Consider the following 24,742-nt stretch of genomic DNA (forward strand, 5'->3'; position numbering starts at 1 on the left):
CCGGCCGCCGGTCAACGATCGGCGAGCACAGGGCGAACAACCAGACTGAACACCTCGATGCAGTATTCCGAGCGGCGCTGTCGGCAAGCGCGGCCACGACAACAATAAGAAGGATACGAAGATGCTCAAAGGTACGATGCAGCAGACCCCGCTGATGATCAGCGGCATCCTGACCCACGCGGCCGCTGCGCACGGCGACCGGGAAATCGTTTCGCGCCTGGTGGATGAGCCGCTGTGGCGCTACGACTACGCGGGCCTCGCGAGGCGAGCCGGACAGGCCGGCGCGATGTTGCGCAGCCTTGGGGTACAGCCGGGCAATCTGGTGTCATCGCTCGCCTGGAACACGCATCGTCATTTCGAACTGTTCTTTGCCGTACCCGGCATCGGCGCCGTCCTGCATACGGCCAACCCCCGACTGTCGGACGAACAGATCATCTACACCCTCAACCATGCCGGCAGCGGCGTGTTGCTGTTCGACCGCAGCTTCCTTGCCCTTGTCGAGCGTGTGCGTCCTCACCTGGACAGGATCCGCACGTTCATCATGCTGTCCGACGCGCCACGCACCGAACCGGGCGAGGTGGGTGCGCTGAGCTACGAAACCCTGCTCGCCCAAGAGCAACCCGTCACCGACTGGCCGCAGTTCGATGAGAACGCGGGCGCCATGCTCTGCTACACCTCCGGCACCACCGGCAACCCGAAAGGTGTGGTCTACAGCCACCGATCCGTTGTCCTGCACGCCATGGCCGCGGGCCTCACCGGCGCCTTCGGCTTCTCCGCGTTCGACTGCATCATGCCCTGCTCCTCGCTCTACCATGCCACCGCCTGGGGCGTGCCTTTCACCGCCGCCATCAGTGGCAGCAAGTTCGTCCTGCCCTGCGACAAGATGGACGGCGCCAGCCTGCAGGAGCTGATCCAGGCCGAAGGCGTCACCTTTTCCGGCGGGGTGCCGACGATCTGGACCATGTACCTCAACCATCTTGAGCGCACCGGAGAGGGAACGGGCGACCTCAAATGCCTGGTGATCGCCGGCTCCGCCGTACCCAGGGCGCTGGCCGAGAAGTTCGAAACCCGTTATGGCGTCAGCGTCCGCCAGCTCTGGGGCATGACCGAAACCAGCCCGCTCGGCGTGGTCGCCACCCCGACGCCCAAACTCGCCGCCATGGGCGAAGCCGCCACCAACGAAGCCATCTGGACCCGCCAGGGCCGGCTGCAATTCGGCATCGAGCTGAAGATCGTCGACGAAGCGGGCAATGAACTGCCCCATGACGGTGTCAGTTCAGGCGCGTTGCTGGTACGCGGCCCCTGGGTGGTCGAACGCTATTTCCGCAGCGATACCAGCGCACTCGACGAGGATGGCTGGTTCGACACCGGCGACATCGCCACCCTCGACCCCAACGGCTACATGCGCATCACCGACCGCAGCAAGGACGTGATCAAGTCCGGTGGCGAGTGGATCAGCTCCATCGATATCGAGAACTTCGCGGTGGGTTGCCCGGGCGTGCGTATTGCCGCGGTGGTCGGCGTGACCCACGAAAAATGGGAGGAGCGTCCGATCCTCATCATCGAGCCCCACGACGATGCGGATATCTGCATCGAGGCGGTACTCGCGTACCTCGAGCCGCAGATCGTCAAATGGTGGATGCCCGATGCGGTGATCTTCGATGCGGTACCGCTGACCGCCACCGGCAAGATCGACAAAAAGACCCTGCGTGATCGCTACCGCAACCACCTGCTTGAGATGAGCGCGAGCGCCGTAGGCCACTAGGCCGCCGGAGCGGGTTGCATGCCCTCGTGCGAATGACGACGCGAGTGGACAGGCTCCGCCAATCCACCCGCCCGGACCAACGCGCGGGCTGCGCGCGCTGTGCTCACCCGCTACGCCTCGGGAACCGACCATGTCGACAGAAAACACACAACCCCGCCAAGGCCCCCTGCTCGGCCTTCGCGTACTGGAGTTCGCCAGCATCGGGCCCGGCCCACACTGCGCGATGCTGCTGGCCGATCTCGGTGCCGAGGTGCTGCGCATCGAACGCGACGGCGGCAACGGCTGGCCCAACCCGGTGGTCGATCGCGGTCGCAAGCGGCTGACACTGGATATCCGCACCGACGCCGGGCGTGAGCGCTGCCTGGCGCTGGCTGAAACGGCAGATGTAGTGATCGAAGGTTTCCGCCCCGGCGTGATGGAGCGGCTGGGCCTCGGTCCGGAGCAGGTTCATGCACGCAGTCCGCGACTGGTATACGGCCGCATGACCGGCTGGGGCCAGACCGGGCCATTGGCCCACAGCGCCGGGCACGACATCAACTACCTGGCCATCACCGGCGCGCTGGCGGCCATCGGTGGTCGCGAAGGTCCGGCGATCCCGCCGCTCAACCTGGTCGGCGATTTCGGTGGCGGCTCGTTATACCTGGCGTTCGGCATCATGGCGGCGCTGTGGGAACGCGAACGATCGGGCCAGGGCCAGGTGGTGGATGCCGCCATCGTCGATGGCGTGTCCTCCATGATGACCTTCTTCGCCGGGCTCCTGCCGAGCGGCGCCATCTCCCTCGAACGCGACCGTAACCTGCTCTCCGGCGCCGCGCCGCATTACCGCTGCTACACCTGTGCGGACGGCCGCGACATCGCCGTCGGGCCGCTGGAACCGCAGTTTCTCGCCGAACTGATGCAGCGTATCGATGCGCCGGAGCGCCTGCGCCAGGGCTGTTCCGATCCAGACCGCTGGGCGGAACAGAGCGAGCAGCTCGCCACCCTCTTCGCCAGCCGAACCCAGGCCGACTGGTGCGCGCTGCTCGAAGGCACCGACGCCTGTTTCGCCCCGGTGCTTACCCTGGAGGAAGCCGCGCGGCACCCGCACATGCAGGCCCGTGGCCTGTACCGCGACATCGACGGCGCCCTCCACGCCGCGCCCGCGCCGCGTTTTTCGCGTACGCCAGGCTCGATACGGGACTCGGGGGATGCAACAGGTTGGGATTGAGCTGAGAGGCCGATCGTGACAGCACGCTTCCCGTTCGCGAGAAGGCTTCAGCCGTCAGGGGCCTAACAGCACGCCAGCTCGCTAATCGGTGTGCCTGTGTCATTCGGACTGCCGCGCCTCACTCCCCCAGATTTCGCGCGATCACCAGCCGCTGGATGTCGCTGGTGCCTTCGTAGATCTGGCACACCCGTACGTCACGATAGATTCGCTCCACCGGGAAGTCCTGCAGGTAGCCATAACCGCCCAGCGTCTGGATCGCGGCCGAGCAGACCTTCTCGGCCATTTCAGAGGCGAACAGCTTGGCCATGGACGCCTCAACCAAGGCGGGCTGGCCGGCCTCGCGCAGGGCCGCGGCGTGCAGCACCATTTGCCGGGCGACGGCGATCTGGGTGGCCATGTCGGCAAGGCGGAAGGCAACGGCCTGGTGCTCGGTGAGCGCCTTGCCGAAGGCCTCTCGCTCACGTGCGTAGTCGCGAGCGGCTTCGAATGCCGCGCGGGCCATGCCGACGGCCTGGGCGGCGATGCCGATGCGGCCGCCTTCCAGGTTTGCCAGGGCGATGCGGTAGCCCTCGCCCTCCTCGCCCAGGCGCTGGGATTCATGCACGCGCATGTCTTCGAAGGCCAACTGGCAGGTGTCCGAGGCATGCTGGCCGAGCTTGTCCTCGACGCGCACCACCTGGTAGCCGGGCGAATCGGTGGGCACGATGAAGGCGCTGATGCCGCGCTTGCCGGCTTCCGGGTCAGTCACGGCGAAGACGATCACCGTACCGGCGTGCTGGCCCGAGGTGATGAACTGCTTGGCGCCATTGATCACATAACTGTCGCCATCGCGCCGGGCACGGGTGCGCAGGCTGCTCGCGTCGGAGCCGGCGTGCGGCTCGGTCAGGGCGAAGGCGCCGATTTGCGCGCCGCTGGCCAGTGGCGCCAGGTAACGCTGCTTCTGTTGGTCATTGCCAAAGCGCAGGATCGGCACGCACCCGACGGAGTTGTGCACGCTCATGATGGTGGAGCAGGCACCGTCGCCCGCCGCGATCTCTTCCAGTGCCAGGGCATAGGCGATATAGCCGGTGTCGCTGCCACCCCATTGCTCGGGGCACAACATGCCGAAAAAGCCGAGCGCGGCCATTTCGCCGATCGCCTCGGCCGGGTAGCGATGTTCACGGTCCCAGTCGGCGGCGAAGGGTTTGAGTCGCTCCTGGGCGAACTGCCGGGCCATGTCGCGGATGCTGGTTTGGTCGTCGTCGAGCAGCATGGCGGATCCTCAGGCGAGCACTTCGACAGCCATGGCGGTCGCCTCGCCACCCCCGATGCAGATGGCCGCGATGCCCCTGCGCAAACCACGGTCACGCAACGCGGCGATCAGCGTTACCAGAATCCGTGCACCCGACGCGCCGATCGGATGGCCCAGGGCACAGGCGCCCCCGTTGACGTTGACCCTGGCGTGGTCCAGGCCCAGCTCGCGCATGGTGACCATGCTGACCACGGCGAAGGCTTCGTTGATTTCGAACAGATCGACCTCATCAAGGCGCCAGCCGGTGCGCTCGAGCAGCTTGTGAATGGCGCCAATGGGCGCGGTCGGGAACAGGTTGGGCGCATCAGCGAACACCGCATGCCCATGAATCACCGCCTGCGGCTTGAGCCCGTGCTGGTCGGCGTAAGAACGGCGCGTCATCACCAGCGCCGCGGCGCCATCGGAAATCGAGCTGGAATTGGCGGCGGTGACGGTACCGCCGTCGCGGAACGCCGGCTTGAGCGCCGGAATCTTCTCCGGCATCGCCTTGGGCGGCTGTTCGTCGTCACGAATGCTGCGCTGCTCGCGCCCTTGGCTGACCTCCAGCGGGACGATCTCGCTGGCGAAGCGGCCGCTGGAAATCGCCTCCCGCGCACGCTGCAGCGACGTCAGTGCATAGGCGTCCTGCTCTTCTCGGCTGAAGCCGTGGTTCTGCGCGCAGTCCTCTGCGAAAGTGCCCATCAGGCGCCCCTTGTCGTAGGCATCCTCGAGGCCATCGAGAAACATGTGGTCGAGCACCTTGCCATGGCCCATGCGGTAGCCGCCCCGCGCTTTTTCCAGCAGGTAGGGCGCGTTGGACATGCTCTCCATGCCGCCGGCAACGATCAGGTCGACACTGCCGGCACGCAGCGCATCGTGGCCGAGGATGGCCGCCTGCATGCCCGAGCCGCACATCTTGTTCAACGTGGTGGACGCAGTCGCCTGACCCAGTCCCGCGCCGAGCGCGGCCTGGCGTGCCGGCGCCTGGCCGAGACCAGCGGGTAGCACGCAGCCCATCAGCACTTCCTCTACGTGGCCAGCGGGGACACCGCTACGCTCGACCGCCGCGCGAATCGCCGCCGCCCCCAGTTCGGGCGCGCTGAGGCTTTTCAGATCACCCTGAAAACCGCCCATGGGCGTACGGGCGCTGCCCAGGATCACGATTGGATCGTTGCTCATCATATGTCTCCCGTTCATTTCGCGGCCATGCGCAGCGCGCCATCCAGACGGATCACCTCGCCGTTGAGCATGTCGTTCTCGATGATGTGGCGCACCAGCGCCGCATATTCATTGGCCCGCCCCAGGCGCGGCGGGAACGGCACCCCGGCGGCCAGCGAATCGCGGACCTCCTGAGGCATGCCGGCCATCATCGGCGTCTCGAACACGCCGGGGGCAATGGTCATCACGCGGATACCGTGACGCGCCAGCTCACGTGCCGCCGGCAGTGTCATGGCGACCACGCCGCCCTTGGACGCCGCGTAGGCGGCCTGGCCAATCTGTCCGTCGTAGGCCGCGACGGACGCGGTGTTGATGATCACGCCACGGTTGCCGTGGGCATCCGCCTCATGCCGGGCGATGGCTTCGGCCGCCAGACGCAGCATGTTGAAGCTGCCGATCAGGTTGAGCCCGATGACACGGCCGAAACTTTCCAGCCCGTGCGGACCCTGCCGGCCCAGGATCTTTTCGCCGCTGGCAACGCCGGCACAGTTGACCAGCCCGTGGAGAGCGCCGAACCGTTCGACCGCCGCGTTCACCGCGGCCTTCGCCGCGGCCTCGTCACATACGTTGGTGACCACGCCCAGCGCGTCGGCGCCCAGCGCCTCGCAGCGCTCGTTCAACAATTGGGTGTTGATATCGGCCAGCACGACCTTCGCACCGGCCAGCATCAGTGTTTCGGCGGCTGCCGCTCCCAGCCCGGAGGCGCCGCCGGTGATCAGGAAAACCTTGTCTTGAATGTCCACGCTGCACCCTCTCGAAAACGTTCGGGGTCGCCTCGGCCGGTGCTTGCGGGCAAGGCCGGCGCCGAGTCGATCGCTGTGCAAGTATCTTCATCAGCCCGATGGATGCGGACAATAGTCGTTCTTCCCAAACTGGCTGACCGTTTTGGCCAATCCGACCCTCGCGCAAAGTCTAGACCGAACCCAGGATAAGCCTGCGGTACTGCCCCGGATTGGTTCCGGTCCACTTGCGAAACGCCTTGTAGAAGGAGCTGACGTCGGCGAAACCGAGGCGGTCGGCGATGTCGACGTAGGTGACGGCGGCATCGGCCAACCACAAGGTCGCCATTTCCTGTCGCACCAGATCCTTGATCGCCTGGTACGGCTGCCCCGCTTCGGCCAGCCGACGGCGCAGGGTCGACGGTGAGACGCAGAGCGTCCGAGCCAGGGCATCGCTGGTAGGCCACTGTTCGGCTGGCAAGCCGCGCAACGTCGTCTTGATTCGGCTGGCCAGGCTGGTCTCGTCTCGGTACCTGACCAGAATGTTCGCCGGCGCCTGCGCCAGAAACACCTGCAGCTCGGCCTCGCTGCGGCGTACCGGAAGGTCCAGCACCTGTGCGGCAAAGATGAGACGGGTGATGGAGCGGGAAAACCGCAGATTGTCCGAAAACATCACGCGATAATCGTCGGTATAGACCGGCTCCTCGCAGCGCAGCTCCACGGCCAGCAACGGGATTCGCCGGCCGACCAGCCAGCACATCAGGCCGTGCAGCAACATCCAGAACGTAAAGTAAGTGAATGCCCGCGACGGCGGCGAACCCGCCCGCTCCAGCAGCACGATCTCAGCCAGGCTCTCGCTACGGTGCAATTCACCGCGAAAGCCCTCGAAGGTCAGGCCGAAGAACGCCAGCGCCATCTGTATCGCATTGCCCAGCGTCGGTTGCGCCATGGCCGCGCGACAGACGAAGGCAAAGCTGCCGACTCGCATTCGCCGCGCATCCATGCCGAAAAACTCATCATCGAAATGCCGCGCCAGTCGCCGCCAGAGCCGGCTGTACTCCGTCACATCGACCCGCGCCTCGGGGTCGTCCAGATCGATCGGCGCAAGACCGAGGCCATCGAGCAGTGAACGAGCGGGCCGCGCCGGCGTGGAAAACCCCTGCAAGGCCTCATGCACCAACTGAACCGAGATCGTCCCCTTGCCTTCGCGGTTCATGCTCGCCCCATCATCAGGTCCTGGCTGCTGGCGGCGACCTCGCGCAGGAAGTCCCAGCACACACGCATCCGTGCAAGGTCCTTGTTCTCGACCGGCATCAGCATCCAGAACGTGCGGGTGAACTCGATTTCATCCACCAGCACCTCCTTGAGCAACGGCTCCTTGCTGGCGGAGAACGCCGGCAGGATAGCCAGCCCTGCCCCGGCGGCAACGGCCTCCTGCTGGGCCAGGATGCTGGTGCTGCGCAACGAGTGCTGGCGGGGACGGACAATCTCGTCGAGGTAGAACAGCTCCTTGCTGTAAAGCAGGTCCTCGATATAACTGACGAACACGTGACGGCTCAGGTCTTCACGGCTACGAATCGGCGGGTGCTGCGCAAGATAGGTCTCAGCGGCATAGAGCCGCAACACATAGTCGGTGAGTTTGGTGATGACATAGGGGCCGCGCTCCGGCCGCTCCAGGGTAATGACGATGTCCGCTTCGTGCCGTGCCAGGCGCACCGAGCGCGGAACGGCCAGCAGGTCGACGCCCAGGTGCGGGTAATCGCGGGTCAGGTGGGCCAATTGCCCGGCCAGCATCAACGTTCCATACCCTTCGGTCGCACCGATACGCACCTGCCCTGAAAGCTTGTCGGCGGCCAGGCTCGGCTGCTCGATGGAGGCGATGGCGCTTTCCATGGCCTCGGCCTGGGCGAGCAATTCGCGGCCGGCTTCAGACAGCCGGTAACCGGCCTTGGCGCGGATGAACAGTTGCCGGTCCAGCACCTTCTCCAATGCCTGAACCCGTCGCGCGACGGTCGTGTGATCGACCGCCAGCCGCCGCGCGGCAATGGTCAGTTTGCCCGCGCGCGCCAATTCGAGAAAGAAACGCAGATTGTCCCAATCCATCGCAGGCTCCATCCATATGGTCAGCGAGCGGCCAAACGGTCCGCTTGTGCAAAAAAACAGAATACCTCTGCATCAAATCGCATGTGTTTACTATTTTTACGCTGCTAGGCTCGTTCATCGAACCCTTGCCGCCTCCCGGCGTGCGCGGCATTCCAACAAGAAGGAACCGACATGAGCGAGAAGATCCAGCTCGAAATGCGTGACCACACCGCCCTGCTGACCATCGCCAACCCACCGGCCAATACCTGGGACCGTGAGTCGCTGGCGTTGCTGCAGCGCCTGATCGGACAGCTTGACGATGATCCGAACGTGTACGCGCTGGTGATCACCGGCCAGGGAGACAAATTCTTCTCGGCCGGTGCCGATCTCAGGCAATTCGCCGAGGGTGACAAGACCGCCGCGCGGGACGTGTCCGAACTCTTCGGTGAGGCCTTCGGCGCGCTGACGCGATTTCGCGGCGTGTCCATCGCGGCCATCAACGGGTACGCCATGGGCGGGGGCCTGGAATGCGCACTGGCCTGCGACATCCGCATCGCAGAAGATCAGGCGCAAATGGCGCTTCCGGAAGCCAGCGTTGGCCTGCTGCCCTGCGCGGGCGGCACCCAGAACCTGCCATGGCTGGTGGGCGAAGGCTGGGCCAAGCGCATGATCCTGTGCGGCGAACGCATCGACGCGCAGCGAGCCGAAAAGATCGGGCTCGTCGAGGAGGTCGTGCCACGCGGCCAATCTCTCCAGGCGGCGCTCAAGCTTGCCGAAGGCGTGAGCGCACAAAGTCCCTCCTCCGTCAGCCGTTGCAAGCGACTGGTGATGACCGCGCGCAACGACACTCATCTCGCGGGCTGGGCCGGTGAACGTGAACTGTTCGCGGAACTGTTCGACACCCAGGATCAGAAAGAAGGCGTCAATGCCTTCCTCGAAAAACGCCGCCCCAGTTGGCGCAACGCCTGAAACGACGCCCTCCCACACCGCTCTGCTCTTGTGGGAGGCGCGCCCCCGCGGCGAAGCAGCCCACCGGGCTGCCCTGCTTCTAAAAGCTTCGCCCCGAGTCGGGCCTCCCACACAAGCCAAGCAGCAGCCGTGCTCGAATCAATCCAGCCCCGCACCGACCTGCTCTTGTGGGAGGCGCGCCCCGCGGCGAAAGCAGCCCACCGGGCTGCCCTGCTTCAAAAAAACTTCGCCCCGGGGTCGCGCCTCCCACACAAGCCAAGCAGCAGCTGTGCTCGAATCAGTCCACCCCCCGCGCTCTTGTGGGAGGCGCGCCCCCGCGGCGAAAGCAGCCCACCGGGCTGCCCTGCTTCTAAAAAGCTTCGCCCCGGGGTCGGGCCTCCCACACAAGCCAGGCAGCAGCGGTGCCCGATCAGTCCGCCCCCCGCGCTCTTGTAGGAGGCGCGCCCCCGCGGCGAAGGCAGCCCACCGGGCTGCCCTGCTTCCAAAAAAGCTTCGCCCCGGGTCGGGCCTCCCACACAAGCCAGGCAGCAGCTGTGCTCGATCAGTCCAGCCCCCGCACCGCCCTGCTCTTGTGGGAGGCGCGCCCCGCGGCGAAAGCAGCCCACCGGGCTGCCCTGCTTCTAAAAAGCGTCGCCCCGGGTCGGGCCTCCCACACAAGCCAGGCAGCAGCCGTGCTCGATCAGTCCACCCCCCGCGCTCTTGTAGGAGGCGCGCCCCGCGGCGAAAGCAACCGGCGTCTCGTTATTTGAAATTCCGCTTGATCAGCCGTTCCAGCCAACCCACGATCCCGGACCGGAACAGCAGGACGCACAGCACGAAGATCACGCCCAGGATCACGTGTACCCACTCGCCCAGCGGGCCGTTCGACAGCGAGCTCTGCAGCGTCACCACCACGGTCGCGCCCACGATAGGTCCGAGGATGGTGCCCACTCCGCCCAGCAGGGTCATCAGGATCACTTCGCCGGACATGTGCCAGTGCGCGTCGGTCAACGAGGCAAGCTGGAACACCACGGTCTTGGTCGAGCCGGCCAGTCCGGTCAGTGCAGCGGAGATGACGAAGGCCAATAGCTTGTGCGCGTCGACGTTGTAGCCGAGCGATATCGCTCGGGGTTCGTTCTCGCGAATCGCCTTGAGCACCTGGCCGTAAGGTGAATGGATGGTGCGCTGGATGATCGCGAAACCGAACACGAACACCGCCAGCACGAAGTAATACAGCGCCATGTTGTTGCGCATATCGAACAGGCCCAGCAGGTGTCCGCGCGGCACCCCTTGCATACCGTTTTCACCGCCAGTGAACGGCGCCTGCACGAATACGAAAAAGGCCATCTGGGCCAGTGCCAGGGTGATCATCGCGAAGTAGATGCCCTGCCGGCGAATCGCAAGCAGTCCGAAGACCAGCCCCAGCACCGTCGAGGCCAGCGTGCCGGCCAGGATACCCAGCTCGGTACTCAGGCCACTGTAGTGGCTGAGCATATAGCCGGTGATGTAGCCGCCGCAGGCAAAGAATGCCGCATGCCCGAACGACAGCAGCCCGGCATAGCCCAACAGCAGGTTGAAAGCGCAGGCGAACAGCGCGAAGCACAGCAGTTTCATCAGGAACACGGGGTAGATCATCATCGGCGCGACCAATGCCAACCCCAGCAGCACCATGTAGAACACGTACTTGCGGCGAAGCGCGGCGCGGCGGCGCTCGCGTTCGGCATTGGCGCGCAGGCTCATCGGCGATGCTGGAACGCTTTGTTGAGTCGACATGTTCACGCCTCCTTACCGAACAGACCTGCGGGACGAACGAGCAGGACCAGTACCATGATCACGAAGATCACCGTGTTTGCCGCCTCCGGATAGAACACCTTGGTCAGACCCTCGATCAGCCCCATGGCCAGACCGGTGATGATCGCGCCCATGATCGAACCCATGCCGCCGATCACCACCACCGCGAACACCACGATCAGCAGGTTCGACCCCATGCCGGGCGTCACCGCGTAGATCGGCGCTGCCAGCACGCCGGCAAAGGCGGCCAGTGCGACGCCGTACCCATAGGTCAAGGTGATCAGCAGCGGCACGTTGATGCCGAATGCCTGCATGAGCCTGGGGTTTTCGGTGCCGGCGCGCAGATAGGAGCCCAGGCGGGTCCGCTCGATCATGTACCAGGTGGCGAAACACACCGTCAGCGCCGCGACGATGACCCAGCCACGGTACGTGGGCAGGAACATGAAACCCAGGTTGTGCCCGCCCTTGAGCATTTCCGGCATCGGATAGGACGACCCCGAGACGCCGAACAGCTTGACGAAACTGCCCTCCACGATCAGCGCCAGGCCAAAGGTCAGCAGCAGACCGTACAGGTGGTCCTCACCGGCAATGCGCCGCAGCAGGCCGCGCTCGATCATCACGCCCAGTAGCCCGACCAGCAGCGGCGACAGCAGCAGCGCAGCCCAGTAATTGATGCCCAGGTAGTTCAGGCCGAGGAACGCGGCGAAGGCGCCGAGCATGTACTGGGCCCCATGGGCGAAATTGATGATCCTCAGCAGACCGAAGATGATCGCCAGACCAAGGCTCAGCAGCGCGTAGAACGACCCGTTGATCAGACCGAGCAACAGTTGCCCTAGGAGAACGCTCAGGGGGACGCCGAAAACAAGAGTCATGATTCGCTACCCAGAAATGTCCGTGTCGCCCCGGCCTGCGGCCGGGGAATGGCTCGGTTCAGGTTGTCAGTTCCCACTGACCAGCTTGCACTGACTCTCTGAAAGCGGACGGAAGGCCTGATCGCCTGGAATGGTGCTGATGACCTTGTAAAGGTCCCACTCCCCCTTGGATTCGGCAGGGGTCTTGACCTGTACCAGGTACATGTCATGCACCATGCGCCCGTCCTCGCGGATCGTGCCGTTCTTGGCGAACATGTCGTTGACCGGGGTCTTGGCCATCTGTGCGCGAACGGTTTCGGTGTCGTCGCTGCCGGTCGCCTTCACGGCGTTCAGGTAATGGGTGGTGGCCGAATAGATACCCGCGTGGACCATGGTCGGCATGCTGCCCATGCGTTCCTCATAACGCTTGGCCCATGCGCGGCTCTCTTCGTTCATGTCCCAATACCAGCCAGTGGTCAGCATCAGCCCCTGGGTGACTTCCAGGCCCATGGCGTGGATGTCGTTGAGGAACACCACCATGCCGGCCAGGCGCTGGCCGGACTGAGTCACACCGAACTCACTGGCGGTCTTCAGCGAATTGACCGTATCGGCGCCGGCGTTGGCCAGCGCAACCACTTCGGCACCGGAGCCCTGGGCCTGAAGGATGTAGGAGGAGAAATCGCTGCTCGGGAACGGATGGCGTACCGCGCCAACCACGCTACCCCCCTCGGCCTCCACGACTTTCTTGATATCGGCCTCCATGGCATGCCCGAAGGCGTAGTCGGCGGTCAGGATGAACCAGCTCTTGCCGCCATCCTTGAGCACCGCGTTGGCCGTGCCGTTGGCCAGCGCGAAGGTATCGTAGGTCCAGTGAATATGGTTGGGCGAGCAGAATTCATTGGTGATGCTCGATGCGGCTGCGCCGGAGATCAGCGCCAGCTTGCCGCCCTGCTCCACCACTTTGCTGGCCGCGAGCACCACGGAACTGGCCACCATGCCGGTCACCATGTCGACGTTGCGCTCGTCGATCCACTGCCGCACGGTGTTGGCGCCGACGTCGGGCTTGTTCAGATCGTCGGCATTAAAGGTCACGATTTTCTTGCCGTCGACCGCGCCCCCGAAATCCTCGATCGCCATTTTCAGGGCTTCGAGGCCGCCGGGGCCGGACAGGTCGCGGTAGGTGCCGGACATGTCGGCCAGATAACCGATACGGATTTCGTCGTTGCTGATTTCGGCCTGCGCGAGTCCGGCGATCATGCTGGAAACCAGAACGGCGGATGCGGTTTTCTTGATGGTTTTCATATTCACTCACTGTGATTGTTTTTGTTGTTGTACTCACCGGTGTGCACTTCGAACCGGCAGGCTTCCTGACGAAAAAGGGCCGTCAGACCCCCAGACAGCTATTCAAAAACGCCTTTTTCGAATCCAGTTCGGCGGCGCTGATTTCCTCGATGATCTGTCCGTGTTCCATCACGTAATGGCGATCGGCCAAGGGCGCGGCGAACCGGAAGTTCTGCTCCACCAGAACGATGGTCAGTCCTCGCTTCTTCAGCTTGATCAGGACCTCGCCGAGCTTCTGTACGATCACCGGCGCCAGGCCTTCGGTGATTTCGTCGAGCAACAGCAGGTTCGCGCCGGTGCGCAGGATGCGCGCCATGGCCAGCATCTGCTGCTCGCCACCGGACAAGCGAGTGCCCTGGCTGAAACGGCGCTCGTACAGATTGGGGAACATCTCGTACAGCTCGTCCAGCCCCATGCCGCCGCTACGCACCGTCGGCGGCAACAGCAGATTTTCCTCGACGCTGAGGCTGGAAAAAATGCCGCGTTCTTCCGGGCAGTAACCGACCCCGAGCCGCGGGATCTGGTAGGCGGGAAGGCCGATGGTTTCGTTACCGTTGATCACGATGGAGCCGGTACGCCGCCCGACCATGTTCATGATCGCGCGCAGTGTGGTGCTGCGGCCCGAACCGTTGCGGCCCAGCAGCGTGACGAGCTCGCCCCGTCCGACGACCAGATCGACGCCATGAAGGATGTGAGACTCGCCATAGAATGCGTGCAGGTCATCCAGCCGCAGCTGGTCACGATCGGCCGTGGGCGTCATGGGTGCACCTCTGCCGTGGCCGCTTCGCTGCCCATATAGGCTTCGCGTACCTGAGCGTTGGCCGAGACGGTTTCATAATCGCCCTCGGCCAGGACCGAGCCGCGCGCCAGCACGGTGATACGGTCGCACAGGCGGCTGACCACGCTGAGGTTGTGCTCGACCATCAAAACCGTGCGATCCACGGCGGCGCGGCGAACCAGGGCGACCACCATGTCGACATCTTCGCCGCCCATGCCCTGGGTCGGCTCGTCGAGCAGCAGCACGACCGGATCCAGCGCCAGCGTGGTGGCCAGCTCCAATGCACGCTTGCGTCCGTACGGCAATTCGATGGCGAGCGTCTGGGCAAAGGACTCGAGTTCCACGTCCGCGAGCAATTGCAAGGCGCGATCGTCCAGCTCGCGCAGGGTTCGCTCGGATTTCCAGAAGTGGTAGGAGTTGCCAAGCTTCTGCTGCAAGGCGACGCGCACGTTTTCCAGCACGGTCATGTGACCGAACACCGCTGATATCTGGAACGACCGCACAAGGCCCAGGCGGGCGATTTCATTGGCCTTCATCGACGTGATCGGCTTGCCGCGATAGACGATGTCGCCCCGAGTGGGCGTGAGGAATTTGGTGAGGAGATTGAATACCGTGGTCTTGCCGGCGCCGTTGGGGCCGATCAAGGCATGGATATGTCCTGTCTGTACCCGCAGGTCGACGGAATCCACCGCGGTGAAGCCGCGAAACTCCTTGGTCAGACCGCGCGTTTCCAGCACGAACTCTGGTTCCATTGGGTGCCCTCTAACCTTGATTATTGTTGTTGGTTATGGCGCAGGTCGCCGGGTGACCTTTACGTAAACGATAACAACCGCCCACGGCACCAGGCAAGCTTCAATTTCAAACGATCGCTTGATCCGAACGGCCTCTGATCAGGGCGTGATAAGGCGACAACCCCATTGAAGGTAGCTTAAAAAAACCGGGCCACAGGGGCCCGGCAAAAAGATCAACGAGGAGGGTTCGCGTCAGGCCGCTGGCCTTACCACAGCGCCAGCGTGTAGCTCAGGATCAGACGCGTTTCGTCGAGATCGGCGCCGAAGTTACTGCGCACCGTCGCGTTTCGCACCTTCATGCCCAGGTTCTTCAGCGGACCGCTCTGGATGACGTAGGCGATGTCGGTGTCGCGTTCCCATTCCTTGCCTTCGCTCAGGCCTGCGCCGCGGTCGACGTTATCGCCGGTTACGTAGCGGGTCATCAGGCTCAGGCCGGGAATGCCCATGGCGGCGAAGTCATAGTCGTAACGAACTTGCCATGACTTCTCATCTTGGTTACCGAAGTCATTGATCTGCAAGAGATTGATCAGCGCGTTATCACCGCCGTTTATGTACGCGAAGCCGGTGTCGCCGCTCATTTTCTGGTAACCGCCGGTGAACCCGTGCCCGCCGAGCCGGTAGGTGAAGATCGCACCGAAGGCATTGTTGTCGACGTTGCTGCCGCCGTCATCGGTCGAGCGCACGTAGCGCAGGTCGGTCTTGAAGCTCTGCTTGTCGCCGATCGGCAGCACATGCACCAGGTTGATATTGTGCTGGTCGTAGATGCCGTCCAGTCCGCCGTAGTAATAGCTGCCAGTCAACTCGGGCGTGAACTGGTAGCGACCGCCAGCGAACAGGAACTCGTCGCTGGTGGTCCTGTTGCCGAAGGTGATGTTGCGGCGCCCGCCGTTGAAGACGGTCATTTCCTCGTTATCCGAAGAGTCCCGATAGTTGACCCGGTCGAGCTTGCCGAGATCGAGCGTGAGTCCTTCGACCTCCTTGCTCTGCAGCCAGGCGCCGCGATAGGTGTTGGGCAGCAACCGGCTGTCGTTGCGCATGATGACCGGCAGCACCGGCTGCAGGGTACCGACGTGCAGGGTGCTGTTGGACAGTTTCGCCTTGGCCGTCAGGCCCGCCGAGCCGTAGTCGTCCTGGGCGCGATTGGGCGCTTCGCGGTCCCGCTGAAGGATGCCGGTACCGCTACGATCCGGGCTGGAGTCGAGTTTTACGCCGAGCAAGCCGAGGGCATCGATGCCAAAGCCCACAGGCCCCTCGGTGTAGCCCGATTCCATTTTCAGGATGAAGCCCTGGGCCCACTCCTCGGCCTTGGCCTGCCCGGTCCCGGTTCTGAAGTCGCGGTTCATGTAGAAGTTGCGCAGCTCGACGGCGGCCTTGCTGTCGTCGAAAAAGGCAGCGGATGCCGTCGCGGACGCGCCCAACGCAGTAACCGCCACGCTGCTGAAGACGAAGAAACGGCTTAGGGGTTTCAGGTGCATAGTCATCTCTCTTGTTATTGTCATGGTTGATGCAACTGCAGACCCGACCTCGCTCCTGCCGGATCTGGTTTTACCGCCTCATGCGGTAAACCGGTCGCTGCCGCTCAACGAGCGGCAGCCTTGGGCACGCGGCCCAGCAGATAGAATTCGTCGTTGGGCGGCGTGCGCGCCATCGAAACCAGGCGATTGGAAAGACCGAAAAGCGCGGCGATCGAGCCGATGTCCCAGATATCGCTCAGCGTGAACCCCACCGCCTCGAGTCGCGCCTGCCAGGCGTCATCCAGCACACCCCGCCGTGCGGCCAGGTGAAGGGCAAAATCGAGCATCGCGCGTTGTCGCTCACTGATGGGCGCGGTGCGGTAGTTGACGGCTACCTGATCGGCGATGAGCGGGTCCTTGGCCAGGATTCGCAGAATCGCGCCATGGGCGACCACGCAGTACAAACAGCCGTGATCGGCACTGACGGCCACCACGATCATCTCCTTCTCGGCCTTGCTCAGGCTGTCGGATTCACGCTCCATGAGGGCGTCGTGGTAGTTGAAAAACGCACGAAACTCATCGGGTCGATGAGCCAGCATCAGGAACACATTGGGCACGAAGCCCGCCTTCTCCTGCACCGCGAGGATTCGCTCGCCGACATCCTGCGGCAGCGAGGCAAGGTCTTCGATGAGTGGAAAACGGCTGATGGATTGGGTCATTGCTGGGCTCCGGATCGTTCGGATGTGGGCAGGTGCGTGCGGCCGGACCCGACCGGCGGGCGCCGCGTTACTCGGCGAGGCCGAGTTCGGCGACGCTGACTTCACGCATGCGGAATTTCTGCACCTTGCCGCTGATGGTCATGGGAAATTCATCGACGAACCGGAAATGCCGCGGCGTCTTGAAATGCGCGATTCGCCCCTTGCAGAAAACACGCAGATCATCGGCACTGGCATCGTGCCCCGGATGGAGCTTCACCCAGGCGACAATCTCTTCGCCGTAGGTCTTGTCCGGCACTCCGATCACCTGCACGTCCGCGACCGCCGGGTGGGTGAAGAGGAATTCCTCGATCTCGCGCGGGTACACGTTTTCACCGCCCCGAATGATCATGTCCTTGTTGCGCCCGACGATCTTCAGGTAGCCGTCGTCATCCATGATGGCCAGGTCGCCGGTGTGCATCCAGCGCGCGCCATCGATGGCCGAAGCGGTCGCTTCGGGGTTGTTCCAATAGCCCAGCATGACGCTGTACCCGCGCGTGCAAAGCTCGCCGATCTGCCCGCGTGCAACGATCCGGTTGTGCTCGTCGACGACCTTGCTTTCCAGATGCGGCTGGGTTCGACCGACGCTGGTCACCCGCCGCGCCAGATCGTCGTCGGCCGCCGTCTGGGTGGACACCGGGCTGGTTTCGGTCATGCCGTAGGCGATCTGCATCTCGCTCAGGTGCATTTCGTCGATGACCCGCTTCATGATTTCGATCGGGCACGTGGAGCCCGCCATGATGCCCGTGCGCAGGTGACTCAAATCCAGCGAGGGTCGCTCGGGATGGTCGAGCATCGCGATGAACATGGTGGGCACGCCGTACAAGCCGGTGGCCTTCTCCTCCGCCGCCGCCTGCAACGCCGCCAGCGGCTCGAACGCAGCGCTCGGATAGATCATGGTGGTGCCATGGGTGACGCAGCCGAGATTGCCCATCACCATGCCGAAGCAGTGATAAAGCGGCACCGGGATCACCAGCCGGTCGTGCTCGGTGAGCCTCAGGCTTTCACCGACCATATAGCCGTTGTTGAGAATGTTGTAGTGGCTGAGGGTGGCACCCTTGGGGAAACCCGTGGTGCCCGAGGTGTACTGGATGTTGATCGGGTCGTCGAACTGCAATTGCTCGCTGCATTGACGCAATTGCTCCGGGCCTACCTGTTCAGCCATGTCCAACAGGCCGCGCCACAGCAACATGCCGTCCACCGGCGTATCGCACAGGCTGATCACCCCGCGCAGCTCCGGCAGCATATGGCTCTGCAAGGCGCCGATGGCCGAACGCTCAAGCTCCGGTAGCAGCTCATGGAGCATCGCATGGTAGTCGGACGTCTTGAACGCATCGGCGCAGATCAGCCAGCGGCAGCCGGACTGCTTGAGTGCATATTCGAGTTCGTTGAGGCGATAGGCCGGGTTGATGTTGACCAACACGACGCCGACCTTGGCACTGGCCAGCTGGGCGATGCACCACTGCGCGTTGTTCGGCGACCAGATACCCAACCGCTCCCCGGGCTGCAGACCAAGCGCCAGCAGGCCGCGTGCGCAGCGGTCTACCTGCTCGGCCAGCTGCTTCCAGGTGTAGCGCAGGTTCTGGTGACGCACGACCAAGGCCTCACGGTCGCAGAATCGTTCGACCGTCCGGTCGAACGCCGCACCAATAGTCATCGCCAACAAGGGTTTGCTCTGCGGTCCGCAGGTATAGCTCGGAAGACTCATGTCGATCTCCTCAGTCTTATGTTTGTTATGAGGCCTTGCTTCCCGGGGCGCTGGAGAGTTGACAGTCATTCCGGGCATTGGTTACGTTAACGTAAAGGTAACAGCGTGACAACCCACCGCACCCCACACTGAAAGCAGTGTCGGAATGCACCAGGAGCGAGGCCGACAGCCAGGCGAAATCAGTGTTCGCTGGCGCGGCATCGACGACCAGAACAATGACAAGACAAGCAGGTGGCGACATGAACTATTCCGGCCTCAACTTTGCCCTTGGCGAAACCGTCGACATGTTGCGCGATCAGGTACGCGGTTTCGTTGCCGGCGAACTGGCCCCGCGTGCCGAAGCCATCGACCGCGACAACCTCTTTCCCCACGACATGTGGCGAAAGTTCGGCGACATGGGCCTGCTCGGTATCACCATAGACGAGGAATATGGCGGCGCCGGCATGGGTTACCTGGCGCACGTCATCGCGCTCGAGGAGATCAGCCGCGGCTCGGCGTCGGTCGGCCTGTCCTATGGCGCTCACTCCAACCTTTGCGTCAATCAGATCAACCGCAACGGCAGTCCCGAGCAGAAGGCCCGTTACCTGCCCAGGCTGGTTTCCGGCGAGCACATCGGCGCACTGGCGATGAGCGAGCCGAACGCCGGCTCCGATGTGGTCTCGATGAAGTTGCGCGCCGACCGCAAGGGTGACCGCTTCGTGCTCAACGGCAGCAAGACCTGGATCACCAACGGCCCGGACGCCAACACCTACGTGATCTATGCCAAGACCGATCCGGACAAGGGTGCGCATGGCATCACCGCGTTCATCGTCGAGCGCGACTGGAAGGGCTTCTCGCGCGGCAACAAGTTCGACAAGCTCGGCATGCGCGGCTCCAACACCTGCGAGCTGTTCTTCGATGACGTAGAGGTGCCGGAAGAAAACGTGCTGGGCGTCGAGAATGGCGGCGTCAAGGTTCTGATGAGCGGACTGGACTATGAACGCGTGGTCCTGGCCGGGGGACCGGTGGGCATCATGCAAGCGTGCCTGGACGTGGTCGTGCCCTACATCCATGACCGCAAACAGTTCGGCCAGAGCATCGGCGAATTCCAGTTCATCCAGGGCAAGGTCGCCGACATGTACACCCAGCTCAACGCCAGCCGGGCGTATCTGTATACCGTCGCCCAGGCGTGCGATCGTGCCGAAACGACCCGCAAGGATGCCGCTGGGGTGATCCTCTATACCGCCGAAGCGGCCACCCAGATGGCGCTGCAGGCGATCCAGATTCTCGGCGGCAATGGCTACATCAACGAATTCCCGACCGGCCGCCTGCTGCGTGACGCCAAGCTCTACGAGATCGGCGCGGGCACCAGCGAGATCCGCCGGATGCTGATCGGTCGCGAGCTGTTCAACGAAAGCAAATGACAGGCGCGACGTTGGCGGCGAACGCGACAGGTGGGCCCTGGCCCGCCTTCCCTGCAGGGCGATGGGCTACAGCGCAACGTCGCCGGGCCCCGACCTACCGGACAGAGCGCATCCACCCACGGATTGAACCGGAGCCGAACCATGGCCATCCTGAACACCCAGATCAACACCCGCTCGCCGGAGTATGCCGCTAACAGCGCGGCCATGCTCGAGCAGGTACACAGCCTTCAAGACCTGCTCGGCCGTATCTGCGAGGGCGGTGGCGTGAAGGCCCAGCAGCGTCATGTCGCGCGCGGCAAGCTGCTGGTGCGCGATCGCATCAACGCACTCCTGGACCCTGGCTCAGCCTTTCTCGAGATCGCCCCACTGGCCGCGTACGAGGTGTACGGCGAAGCGGTTGCCGCCGCTGGTCTCGTCGCCGGCATCGGTCGGGTCGAAGGCATCGAATGCATGATCATCGCCAACGATGCCACGGTAAAAGGCGGCAGCTATTATCCGCTTACGGTCAAAAAACACCTGCGCGCCCAGGCCATCGCTCAGCAGAATCGCCTGCCCTGCGTCTATCTGGTCGATTCCGGAGGCGCCAACCTGCCCCGTCAGGACGAGGTCTTCCCGGACCGCGAACATTTCGGTCGCATCTTCTTCAACCAGGCCAACATGAGCGCCATGGGCATCCCGCAGCTCGCCGTGGTGATGGGCTCCTGCACCGCGGGCGGTGCCTACGTGCCGGCGATGGCGGACGAGACCATCATGGTGCGCAACCAGGCGACGATCTTTCTCGCCGGCCCGCCGCTGGTCAAAGCCGCCACCGGCGAGGTGGTGACCGCCGAGGACCTGGGCGGCGCCGACGTGCATTGCAAGGTGTCCGGCGTGGCCGACCATTACGCCGAAAACGACGAGCACGCCCTGGCCATCGCGCGGCGTTGCGTGGCCAACTTGAACTGGCGCAAGAAGGGCCAACTTCAGGCACGCCAGCCGCAGCCCCCGATCTACCCGGTCGAAGACTTGTACGGCGTGGTCCCGGCACAATCCAAGCAACCCTATGACGTGCGGGAGGTCATCGCGCGGCTGGTGGACGGCAGCGAGTTCGACGAGTTCAAGGCGCTGTTCGGCACGACGCTCGTCTGCGGTTTTGCTCATCTGCACGGCTACCCGATTGCGATCCTCGCCAACAACGGCATCCTCTTCGCCGAAGCCGCTCAAAAAGGCGCGCACTTCATCGAACTGGCCTGCCAGCGCGGCATTCCCCTGCTGTTCCTGCAGAACATTACCGGCTTCATGGTTGGCCAGAAATACGAAACCGGCGGCATCGCCAAGCACGGCGCCAAGCTGGTGACTGCAGTGGCCTGCGCCCAGGTGCCGAAGTTCACCGTGGTCATCGGTGGCAGCTTCGGCGCGGGCAACTACGGCATGTGCGGGCGCGCCTACGACCCACGCTTTCTGTGGATGTGGCCCAACGCGCGGATCGGCGTGATGGGCGGCGAACAGGCCGCCGGCGTGCTGGTACAGGTCAAGCGCGAACAGGCCGAGCGCAGCGGGCAGGCTTTTACCGATCAGGATGAGGCTCAGCTCAAGCAGCCGATCCTCGAACAGTACGAGCGCCAGGGGCATCCGTACTATTCCAGCGCACGCCTGTGGGACGACGGTGTCATTGATCCGGCGCAGACGCGCGATCTGCTCGGCCTGGCAATCTCAGCCAGTCTCAACGCGCCAATCGAGCCGACCCGATTTGGCGTATTCAGGATGTGAGCCTCGCTCACGCCCCTTGTCGAGGATTGCCCGTCATGACCGATTTCAACACCGTGCAACTGGAACTGGACCCCCGCGGCTTCGCCACGCTCTGGCTCGACCGCCCGGACAAGAACAACGCCTTCAACGCCGAGATGATTCGTGAGCTGGTGCTGGCGATCGATGAGGTGCAGGCGAACAAGGACCTGCGCTTTCTGTTGCTGCGTGGGCGCGGCAAGCATTTTTCCGCAGGGGCCGATCTCGCCTGGATGCAGCAATCGGCCAGGCTCGACTTCAATGCCAACCTCGTCGATGCCCGTGAGCTGGCGGAAATGATGTACAGCCTCTACCACCTCAAGCTACCCACGCTCGCAATCGTGCAGGGCGCCGCGTTTGGCGGGGCGGTAGGGCTGATCGCCTGCTGCGACATGGCGATTGGCGCACAGGATGCACAGTTGTCCCTGTCCGAGGTACGCATCGGGCTTGCGCCCGCGGTCATCAGCCCCTTCGTCGTCAAGGCCATAGGCGAGCGCGCCACGCGGCGCTACGCCATGACCGGTGAGCGTTTCAGCGGCGAGCGCGCCCGCGAGCTTGGCCTGCTCAGTGAGACCTACGACGGTGCCGAACTGGACGACAGCCTCCGCGGCTGGATCGACACGCTTCTATTGAACAGCCCCCAGGCCATGCGCGCCAGCAAGGACCTGCTACGCGAAGCCGGCAGCGGGTCGTTGAGCCCGGCATTGCGCCGCTATACCGAGAACGCCATCGCGCGCATTCGTGTCAGCCCAGAGGGTCAGGAAGGCTTGAATGCCTTCCTGGAGAAGCGCAAACCGAATTGGATGCAGGAACCCCAACAATGATAACCACCCTCCTGGTAGCCAACCGCGGCGAAATCGCCTGCCGCGTGATGCGCACGGCCAAGTCCATGGGCTTGACCACCGTGGCCGTGCACAGCGCCATCGACCGTGATGCACGCCATGCCCGTGAAGCCGATATCCGCATCGACCTCGGCGGCGCCAAGCCGGCTGAAAACTACCTGATGATCGACAAGCTGATCGCCGCAGCCAAAGCCAGCGGCGCTCAGGCGATCCATCCCGGTTACGGCTTTCTCTCCGAGAATGCCGACTTCGCCCGCGCCATCGAGGACGCCGGGCTGATTTTCCTCGGCCCGCCCGCCTCGGCCATCGACGCGATGGGGAGCAAGTCCGCCGCCAAGGCATTGATGGAAAAAGCCGGCGTGCCGCTGGTCCCCGGCTATCACGGCGAAGCGCAGGACCTGGACACCTTCCGCGTGGCGGCTGAGCGAATCGGCTACCCAGTGTTGCTCAAGGCTACCGCCGGTGGCGGTGGCAAAGGCATGAAGGTGGTCGAGCGCGAAGCCGATCTCGCCGACGCGCTGCAATCGGCCCAGCGCGAGGCGCAATCCTCGTTCGGCGATTCACGCATGCTGGTCGAAAAGTACGTCCTCAAGCCACGCCATGTGGAAATCCAGATATTTGCCGATCAGCACGGCAACTGCCTGTACCTCAACGAGCGTGACTGTTCGATCCAGCGACGCCACCAGAAGGTCGTCGAGGAAGCGCCCGCTCCGGGTCTGTCGCCCGAACGGCGCCGCGCCATGGGCGAAGCGGCGGTGAAGGCCGCGCAGGCCATCGGTTATGTGGGCGCCGGCACCGTGGAGTTTCTGCTCGACGCGCGCGGTGAGTTCTTCTTCATGGAGATGAACACCCGATTGCAGGTCGAGCATCCCGTCACCGAAGCCATCACCGGCCTCGATCTGGTCGCCTGGCAGATCCGCGTCGCCCGCGGTGAGCCGCTGCCGATCACCCAGGATCAGGTGCCGCTGAACGGCCACGCCATCGAGGTGCGGCTGTACGCCGAAGACCCGGACAACGACTTCCTGCCGGCCACCGGCACCCTCGACCTGTACCGCGAATCCGCTTCAGGCCCGGGCCGTCGCGTCGACAGCGGCGTGGCCGAGGGCGACAGGGTATCGCCCTTCTACGACCCGATGCTCGGCAAGCTGATCGCCTGGGGCGAAAACCGTGAAGAGGCACGTCTGCGCTTGCTGGCCATGCTCGGTGAAACCCATGTCGGCGGTGTGCGCACCAACCTGGCGTTCCTGCGGCGGGTGGTCGGGCATCCTGCGTTCGCCGCGGCGGAACTGGACACCGGTTTCATCCCGCGTCACGAAACCGAACTGATGCGCGAACCCGGCGAGCTGGCCGATGCGTTCTGGCAACTCGCTGCCGAGCGGTACGTCGAGACCGAGCCGGCCAAGGTACGCGACGATGATGCCCACTCGCCCTGGTCGAATCGTAACGGCCTGCGCTTCGGCATGCCGGCACGAATCGGTGTGCATCTCACGTGCAACGGCGAAGACCGCCTGGTACGGATTGACGGGTGGCCCCGCGCGCGCGAGTCCGTGACAGACGGAACTCGCGAACCGACGGCGATCCGCCAGGGCCGCACGCTGTACCTGGAATGGGCCGGCGAACTGCAAGCCGTGACCGCCTTCGATCCCATCGCCGAAGCCGAAGCCAGCCATCAGCACCATGGCGGGCTCACCGCGCCGATGAACGGCAGCATCGTTCGGGTCCTGGTGGAACCCGGCCAGCACGTCCAGGCTGGCACCGCCCTGATCGTGCTCGAAGCGATGAAGATGGAACACAGCATCCGTGCACAGCAGGCCGGCGTGGTCAAAAGTCTGTATTGCGCCGAAGGTGACATGGTCAGCGAAGGCGCGGTGTTGCTCGAGATGGAGGAAGCCTGACGAGGATGGAGCGCTTATCGTGCGGCCTGGTGACGGAAACAGACCGCCGGCTGGCCGGCCAGGCAATGGAACACCCGCGCAATGCGTTCATCACCCGCCACGCAACGTGCGGCAACTATCAACAGAACGGGTGGCGACGCGACGTGACCCGCCCCATGGA

20 protein-coding genes are annotated in these 24,742 nt (G+C 64.0%); 7 read left to right on the forward strand and 13 right to left on the reverse strand.

The genetic code is table 11. The features are described 5' to 3' along the window. Positions 1-121: 121 nt before the first annotated feature. Together GQA94_RS15255 and GQA94_RS15260 are read left to right on the forward strand one after the other, a co-directional pair. Complete coding sequence (locus GQA94_RS15255; RefSeq protein ID WP_423835324.1) at positions 122-1,765, forward strand: long-chain fatty acid--CoA ligase; 1,644 nt, start codon at positions 122-124, stop codon at positions 1,763-1,765. Between the two features lie 130 nt (positions 1,766-1,895). Then, positions 1,896-2,972 (forward strand): CaiB/BaiF CoA transferase family protein, encoded by a 1,077-nt coding sequence (locus tag GQA94_RS15260; protein ID WP_158188815.1) that lies wholly within the window; start codon positions 1,896-1,898, stop codon positions 2,970-2,972. Positions 2,973-3,090: 118 nt separating this feature from the next. Here GQA94_RS15260 and GQA94_RS15265 read toward each other — a convergent pair whose 3' ends face one another. The 5 genes from GQA94_RS15265 to GQA94_RS15285 all read right to left on the reverse strand — a co-directional run bounded on the left by GQA94_RS15265 (position 3,091) and on the right by GQA94_RS15285 (position 8,282). Then, entirely contained in the window at positions 3,091-4,224 is a 1,134-nt protein-coding gene (locus GQA94_RS15265) for an acyl-CoA dehydrogenase (protein WP_158188816.1), read from the reverse strand. A gap of 9 nt (positions 4,225-4,233) precedes the next feature. Continuing rightward, positions 4,234-5,421 (reverse strand): acetyl-CoA C-acyltransferase, encoded by a 1,188-nt coding sequence (locus GQA94_RS15270; protein ID WP_158188817.1) that lies wholly within the window; start codon positions 5,419-5,421, stop codon positions 4,234-4,236. Positions 5,422-5,435: 14 nt separating this feature from the next. Further along, positions 5,436-6,203 (reverse strand): SDR family NAD(P)-dependent oxidoreductase, encoded by a 768-nt coding sequence (locus tag GQA94_RS15275; protein WP_158188818.1) that lies wholly within the window; start codon positions 6,201-6,203, stop codon positions 5,436-5,438. Positions 6,204-6,372: 169 nt separating this feature from the next. Next, positions 6,373-7,395 carry an AraC family transcriptional regulator gene (locus GQA94_RS15280; protein WP_158188819.1) on the reverse strand — a complete coding sequence of 341 codons (1,023 nt, stop codon included), beginning with the start codon at positions 7,393-7,395 and terminating at the stop codon, positions 6,373-6,375. Continuing rightward, positions 7,392-8,282, reverse strand: coding sequence for a LysR family transcriptional regulator (locus GQA94_RS15285; RefSeq protein WP_158188820.1), 891 nt, complete (start codon positions 8,280-8,282; stop codon positions 7,392-7,394). The genes GQA94_RS15280 and GQA94_RS15285 overlap by 4 nt, the downstream gene beginning before the upstream one ends. A gap of 171 nt (positions 8,283-8,453) precedes the next feature. On the opposite strand from GQA94_RS15285, the gene GQA94_RS15290 reads away from it, so the two are divergent. Continuing rightward, positions 8,454-9,230 (forward strand): enoyl-CoA hydratase, encoded by a 777-nt coding sequence (locus tag GQA94_RS15290; RefSeq protein ID WP_158188821.1) that lies wholly within the window; start codon positions 8,454-8,456, stop codon positions 9,228-9,230. A gap of 741 nt (positions 9,231-9,971) precedes the next feature. On the opposite strand, the gene GQA94_RS15295 is transcribed toward GQA94_RS15290, so the two are convergent. The 8 genes from GQA94_RS15295 to GQA94_RS15330 all read right to left on the reverse strand — a co-directional run bounded on the left by GQA94_RS15295 (position 9,972) and on the right by GQA94_RS15330 (position 18,678). After that, positions 9,972-10,982: a branched-chain amino acid ABC transporter permease gene (locus GQA94_RS15295; protein ID WP_158188822.1), complete on the reverse strand. Its 1,011-nt coding sequence runs from the start codon at positions 10,980-10,982 to the stop codon at positions 9,972-9,974. 2 nt (positions 10,983-10,984) lie between these two features. Beyond that, the gene (locus tag GQA94_RS15300; protein ID WP_158188823.1) at positions 10,985-11,872 is read right to left on the reverse strand and encodes a branched-chain amino acid ABC transporter permease; all 888 of its coding nucleotides are present in this window, start codon (positions 11,870-11,872) and stop codon (positions 10,985-10,987) included. A 66-nt stretch (positions 11,873-11,938) separates the two neighbouring features. Further along, positions 11,939-13,153, reverse strand: a complete 1,215-nt coding sequence (locus GQA94_RS15305) for an ABC transporter substrate-binding protein (RefSeq protein WP_158188824.1) — start codon at positions 13,151-13,153, stop codon at positions 11,939-11,941. Positions 13,154-13,235: 82 nt separating this feature from the next. Next, entirely contained in the window at positions 13,236-13,952 is a 717-nt protein-coding gene (locus tag GQA94_RS15310) for an ABC transporter ATP-binding protein (RefSeq protein WP_158188825.1), read from the reverse strand. Then, positions 13,949-14,722: an ABC transporter ATP-binding protein gene (locus tag GQA94_RS15315; RefSeq protein ID WP_158188826.1), complete on the reverse strand. Its 774-nt coding sequence runs from the start codon at positions 14,720-14,722 to the stop codon at positions 13,949-13,951. The genes GQA94_RS15310 and GQA94_RS15315 overlap by 4 nt, the downstream gene beginning before the upstream one ends. 245 nt (positions 14,723-14,967) lie before the next feature. Further along, entirely contained in the window at positions 14,968-16,236 is a 1,269-nt protein-coding gene (locus GQA94_RS15320; RefSeq protein ID WP_158188827.1) for an OprD family porin, read from the reverse strand. Between the two features lie 104 nt (positions 16,237-16,340). Then, complete coding sequence (locus GQA94_RS15325; protein WP_158188828.1) at positions 16,341-16,934, reverse strand: peroxidase-related enzyme; 594 nt, start codon at positions 16,932-16,934, stop codon at positions 16,341-16,343. A 67-nt stretch (positions 16,935-17,001) separates the two neighbouring features. After that, the gene (locus tag GQA94_RS15330; protein WP_158188829.1) at positions 17,002-18,678 is read right to left on the reverse strand and encodes an AMP-binding protein; all 1,677 of its coding nucleotides are present in this window, start codon (positions 18,676-18,678) and stop codon (positions 17,002-17,004) included. Between the two features lie 239 nt (positions 18,679-18,917). On the opposite strand from GQA94_RS15330, the gene GQA94_RS15335 reads away from it, so the two are divergent. The 4 genes from GQA94_RS15335 (at position 18,918) to GQA94_RS15350 (ending at position 24,582) form a co-directional block, all read left to right on the forward strand. Continuing rightward, positions 18,918-20,081, forward strand: a complete 1,164-nt coding sequence (locus GQA94_RS15335) for an isovaleryl-CoA dehydrogenase (RefSeq protein WP_158188830.1) — start codon at positions 18,918-18,920, stop codon at positions 20,079-20,081. A 141-nt stretch (positions 20,082-20,222) separates the two neighbouring features. Continuing rightward, positions 20,223-21,830, forward strand: a complete 1,608-nt coding sequence (locus GQA94_RS15340) for a carboxyl transferase domain-containing protein (protein ID WP_158188831.1) — start codon at positions 20,223-20,225, stop codon at positions 21,828-21,830. Positions 21,831-21,865: 35 nt separating this feature from the next. Next, entirely contained in the window at positions 21,866-22,669 is an 804-nt protein-coding gene (locus GQA94_RS15345) for a gamma-carboxygeranoyl-CoA hydratase (protein ID WP_158188832.1), read from the forward strand. Then, positions 22,666-24,582, forward strand: a complete 1,917-nt coding sequence (locus tag GQA94_RS15350; RefSeq protein ID WP_158188833.1) for an acetyl-CoA carboxylase biotin carboxylase subunit — start codon at positions 22,666-22,668, stop codon at positions 24,580-24,582. The genes GQA94_RS15345 and GQA94_RS15350 overlap by 4 nt, the downstream gene beginning before the upstream one ends. Positions 24,583-24,742 lie beyond the last annotated feature (160 nt).

The sequence above is a fragment of the Stutzerimonas stutzeri genome, from assembly GCF_009789555.1.
Classification (GTDB): Bacteria; Pseudomonadota; Gammaproteobacteria; order Pseudomonadales; family Pseudomonadaceae; genus Stutzerimonas; species Stutzerimonas stutzeri_R.

What these genes read in the sequence shown, in the direction of transcription:
- GQA94_RS15255 (WP_423835324.1), top strand. Translation starts at nt 122, where the DNA reads ATGCTCAAAGGTACGATGCAGCAGACCCCGCTGATGATCAGCGGCATC.
- GQA94_RS15260 (WP_158188815.1), top strand. Translation starts at nt 1,896, where the DNA reads ATGTCGACAGAAAACACACAACCCCGCCAAGGCCCCCTGCTCGGCCTT.
- GQA94_RS15265 (WP_158188816.1), bottom strand. Translation starts at nt 4,224, where the DNA reads ATGCTGCTCGACGACGACCAAACCAGCATCCGCGACATGGCCCGGCAG.
- GQA94_RS15270 (WP_158188817.1), bottom strand. Translation starts at nt 5,421, where the DNA reads ATGAGCAACGATCCAATCGTGATCCTGGGCAGCGCCCGTACGCCCATG.
- GQA94_RS15280 (WP_158188819.1), bottom strand. Translation starts at nt 7,395, where the DNA reads ATGAACCGCGAAGGCAAGGGGACGATCTCGGTTCAGTTGGTGCATGAG.
- GQA94_RS15285 (WP_158188820.1), bottom strand. Translation starts at nt 8,282, where the DNA reads ATGGATTGGGACAATCTGCGTTTCTTTCTCGAATTGGCGCGCGCGGGC.
- GQA94_RS15290 (WP_158188821.1), top strand. Translation starts at nt 8,454, where the DNA reads ATGAGCGAGAAGATCCAGCTCGAAATGCGTGACCACACCGCCCTGCTG.
- GQA94_RS15295 (WP_158188822.1), bottom strand. Translation starts at nt 10,982, where the DNA reads ATGTCGACTCAACAAAGCGTTCCAGCATCGCCGATGAGCCTGCGCGCC.
- GQA94_RS15300 (WP_158188823.1), bottom strand. Translation starts at nt 11,872, where the DNA reads ATGACTCTTGTTTTCGGCGTCCCCCTGAGCGTTCTCCTAGGGCAACTG.
- GQA94_RS15305 (WP_158188824.1), bottom strand. Translation starts at nt 13,153, where the DNA reads ATGAAAACCATCAAGAAAACCGCATCCGCCGTTCTGGTTTCCAGCATG.
- GQA94_RS15310 (WP_158188825.1), bottom strand. Translation starts at nt 13,952, where the DNA reads ATGACGCCCACGGCCGATCGTGACCAGCTGCGGCTGGATGACCTGCAC.
- GQA94_RS15315 (WP_158188826.1), bottom strand. Translation starts at nt 14,722, where the DNA reads ATGGAACCAGAGTTCGTGCTGGAAACGCGCGGTCTGACCAAGGAGTTT.
- GQA94_RS15320 (WP_158188827.1), bottom strand. Translation starts at nt 16,236, where the DNA reads ATGCACCTGAAACCCCTAAGCCGTTTCTTCGTCTTCAGCAGCGTGGCG.
- GQA94_RS15325 (WP_158188828.1), bottom strand. Translation starts at nt 16,934, where the DNA reads ATGACCCAATCCATCAGCCGTTTTCCACTCATCGAAGACCTTGCCTCG.
- GQA94_RS15330 (WP_158188829.1), bottom strand. Translation starts at nt 18,678, where the DNA reads ATGAGTCTTCCGAGCTATACCTGCGGACCGCAGAGCAAACCCTTGTTG.
- GQA94_RS15335 (WP_158188830.1), top strand. Translation starts at nt 18,918, where the DNA reads ATGAACTATTCCGGCCTCAACTTTGCCCTTGGCGAAACCGTCGACATG.
- GQA94_RS15340 (WP_158188831.1), top strand. Translation starts at nt 20,223, where the DNA reads ATGGCCATCCTGAACACCCAGATCAACACCCGCTCGCCGGAGTATGCC.
- GQA94_RS15345 (WP_158188832.1), top strand. Translation starts at nt 21,866, where the DNA reads ATGACCGATTTCAACACCGTGCAACTGGAACTGGACCCCCGCGGCTTC.
- GQA94_RS15350 (WP_158188833.1), top strand. Translation starts at nt 22,666, where the DNA reads ATGATAACCACCCTCCTGGTAGCCAACCGCGGCGAAATCGCCTGCCGC.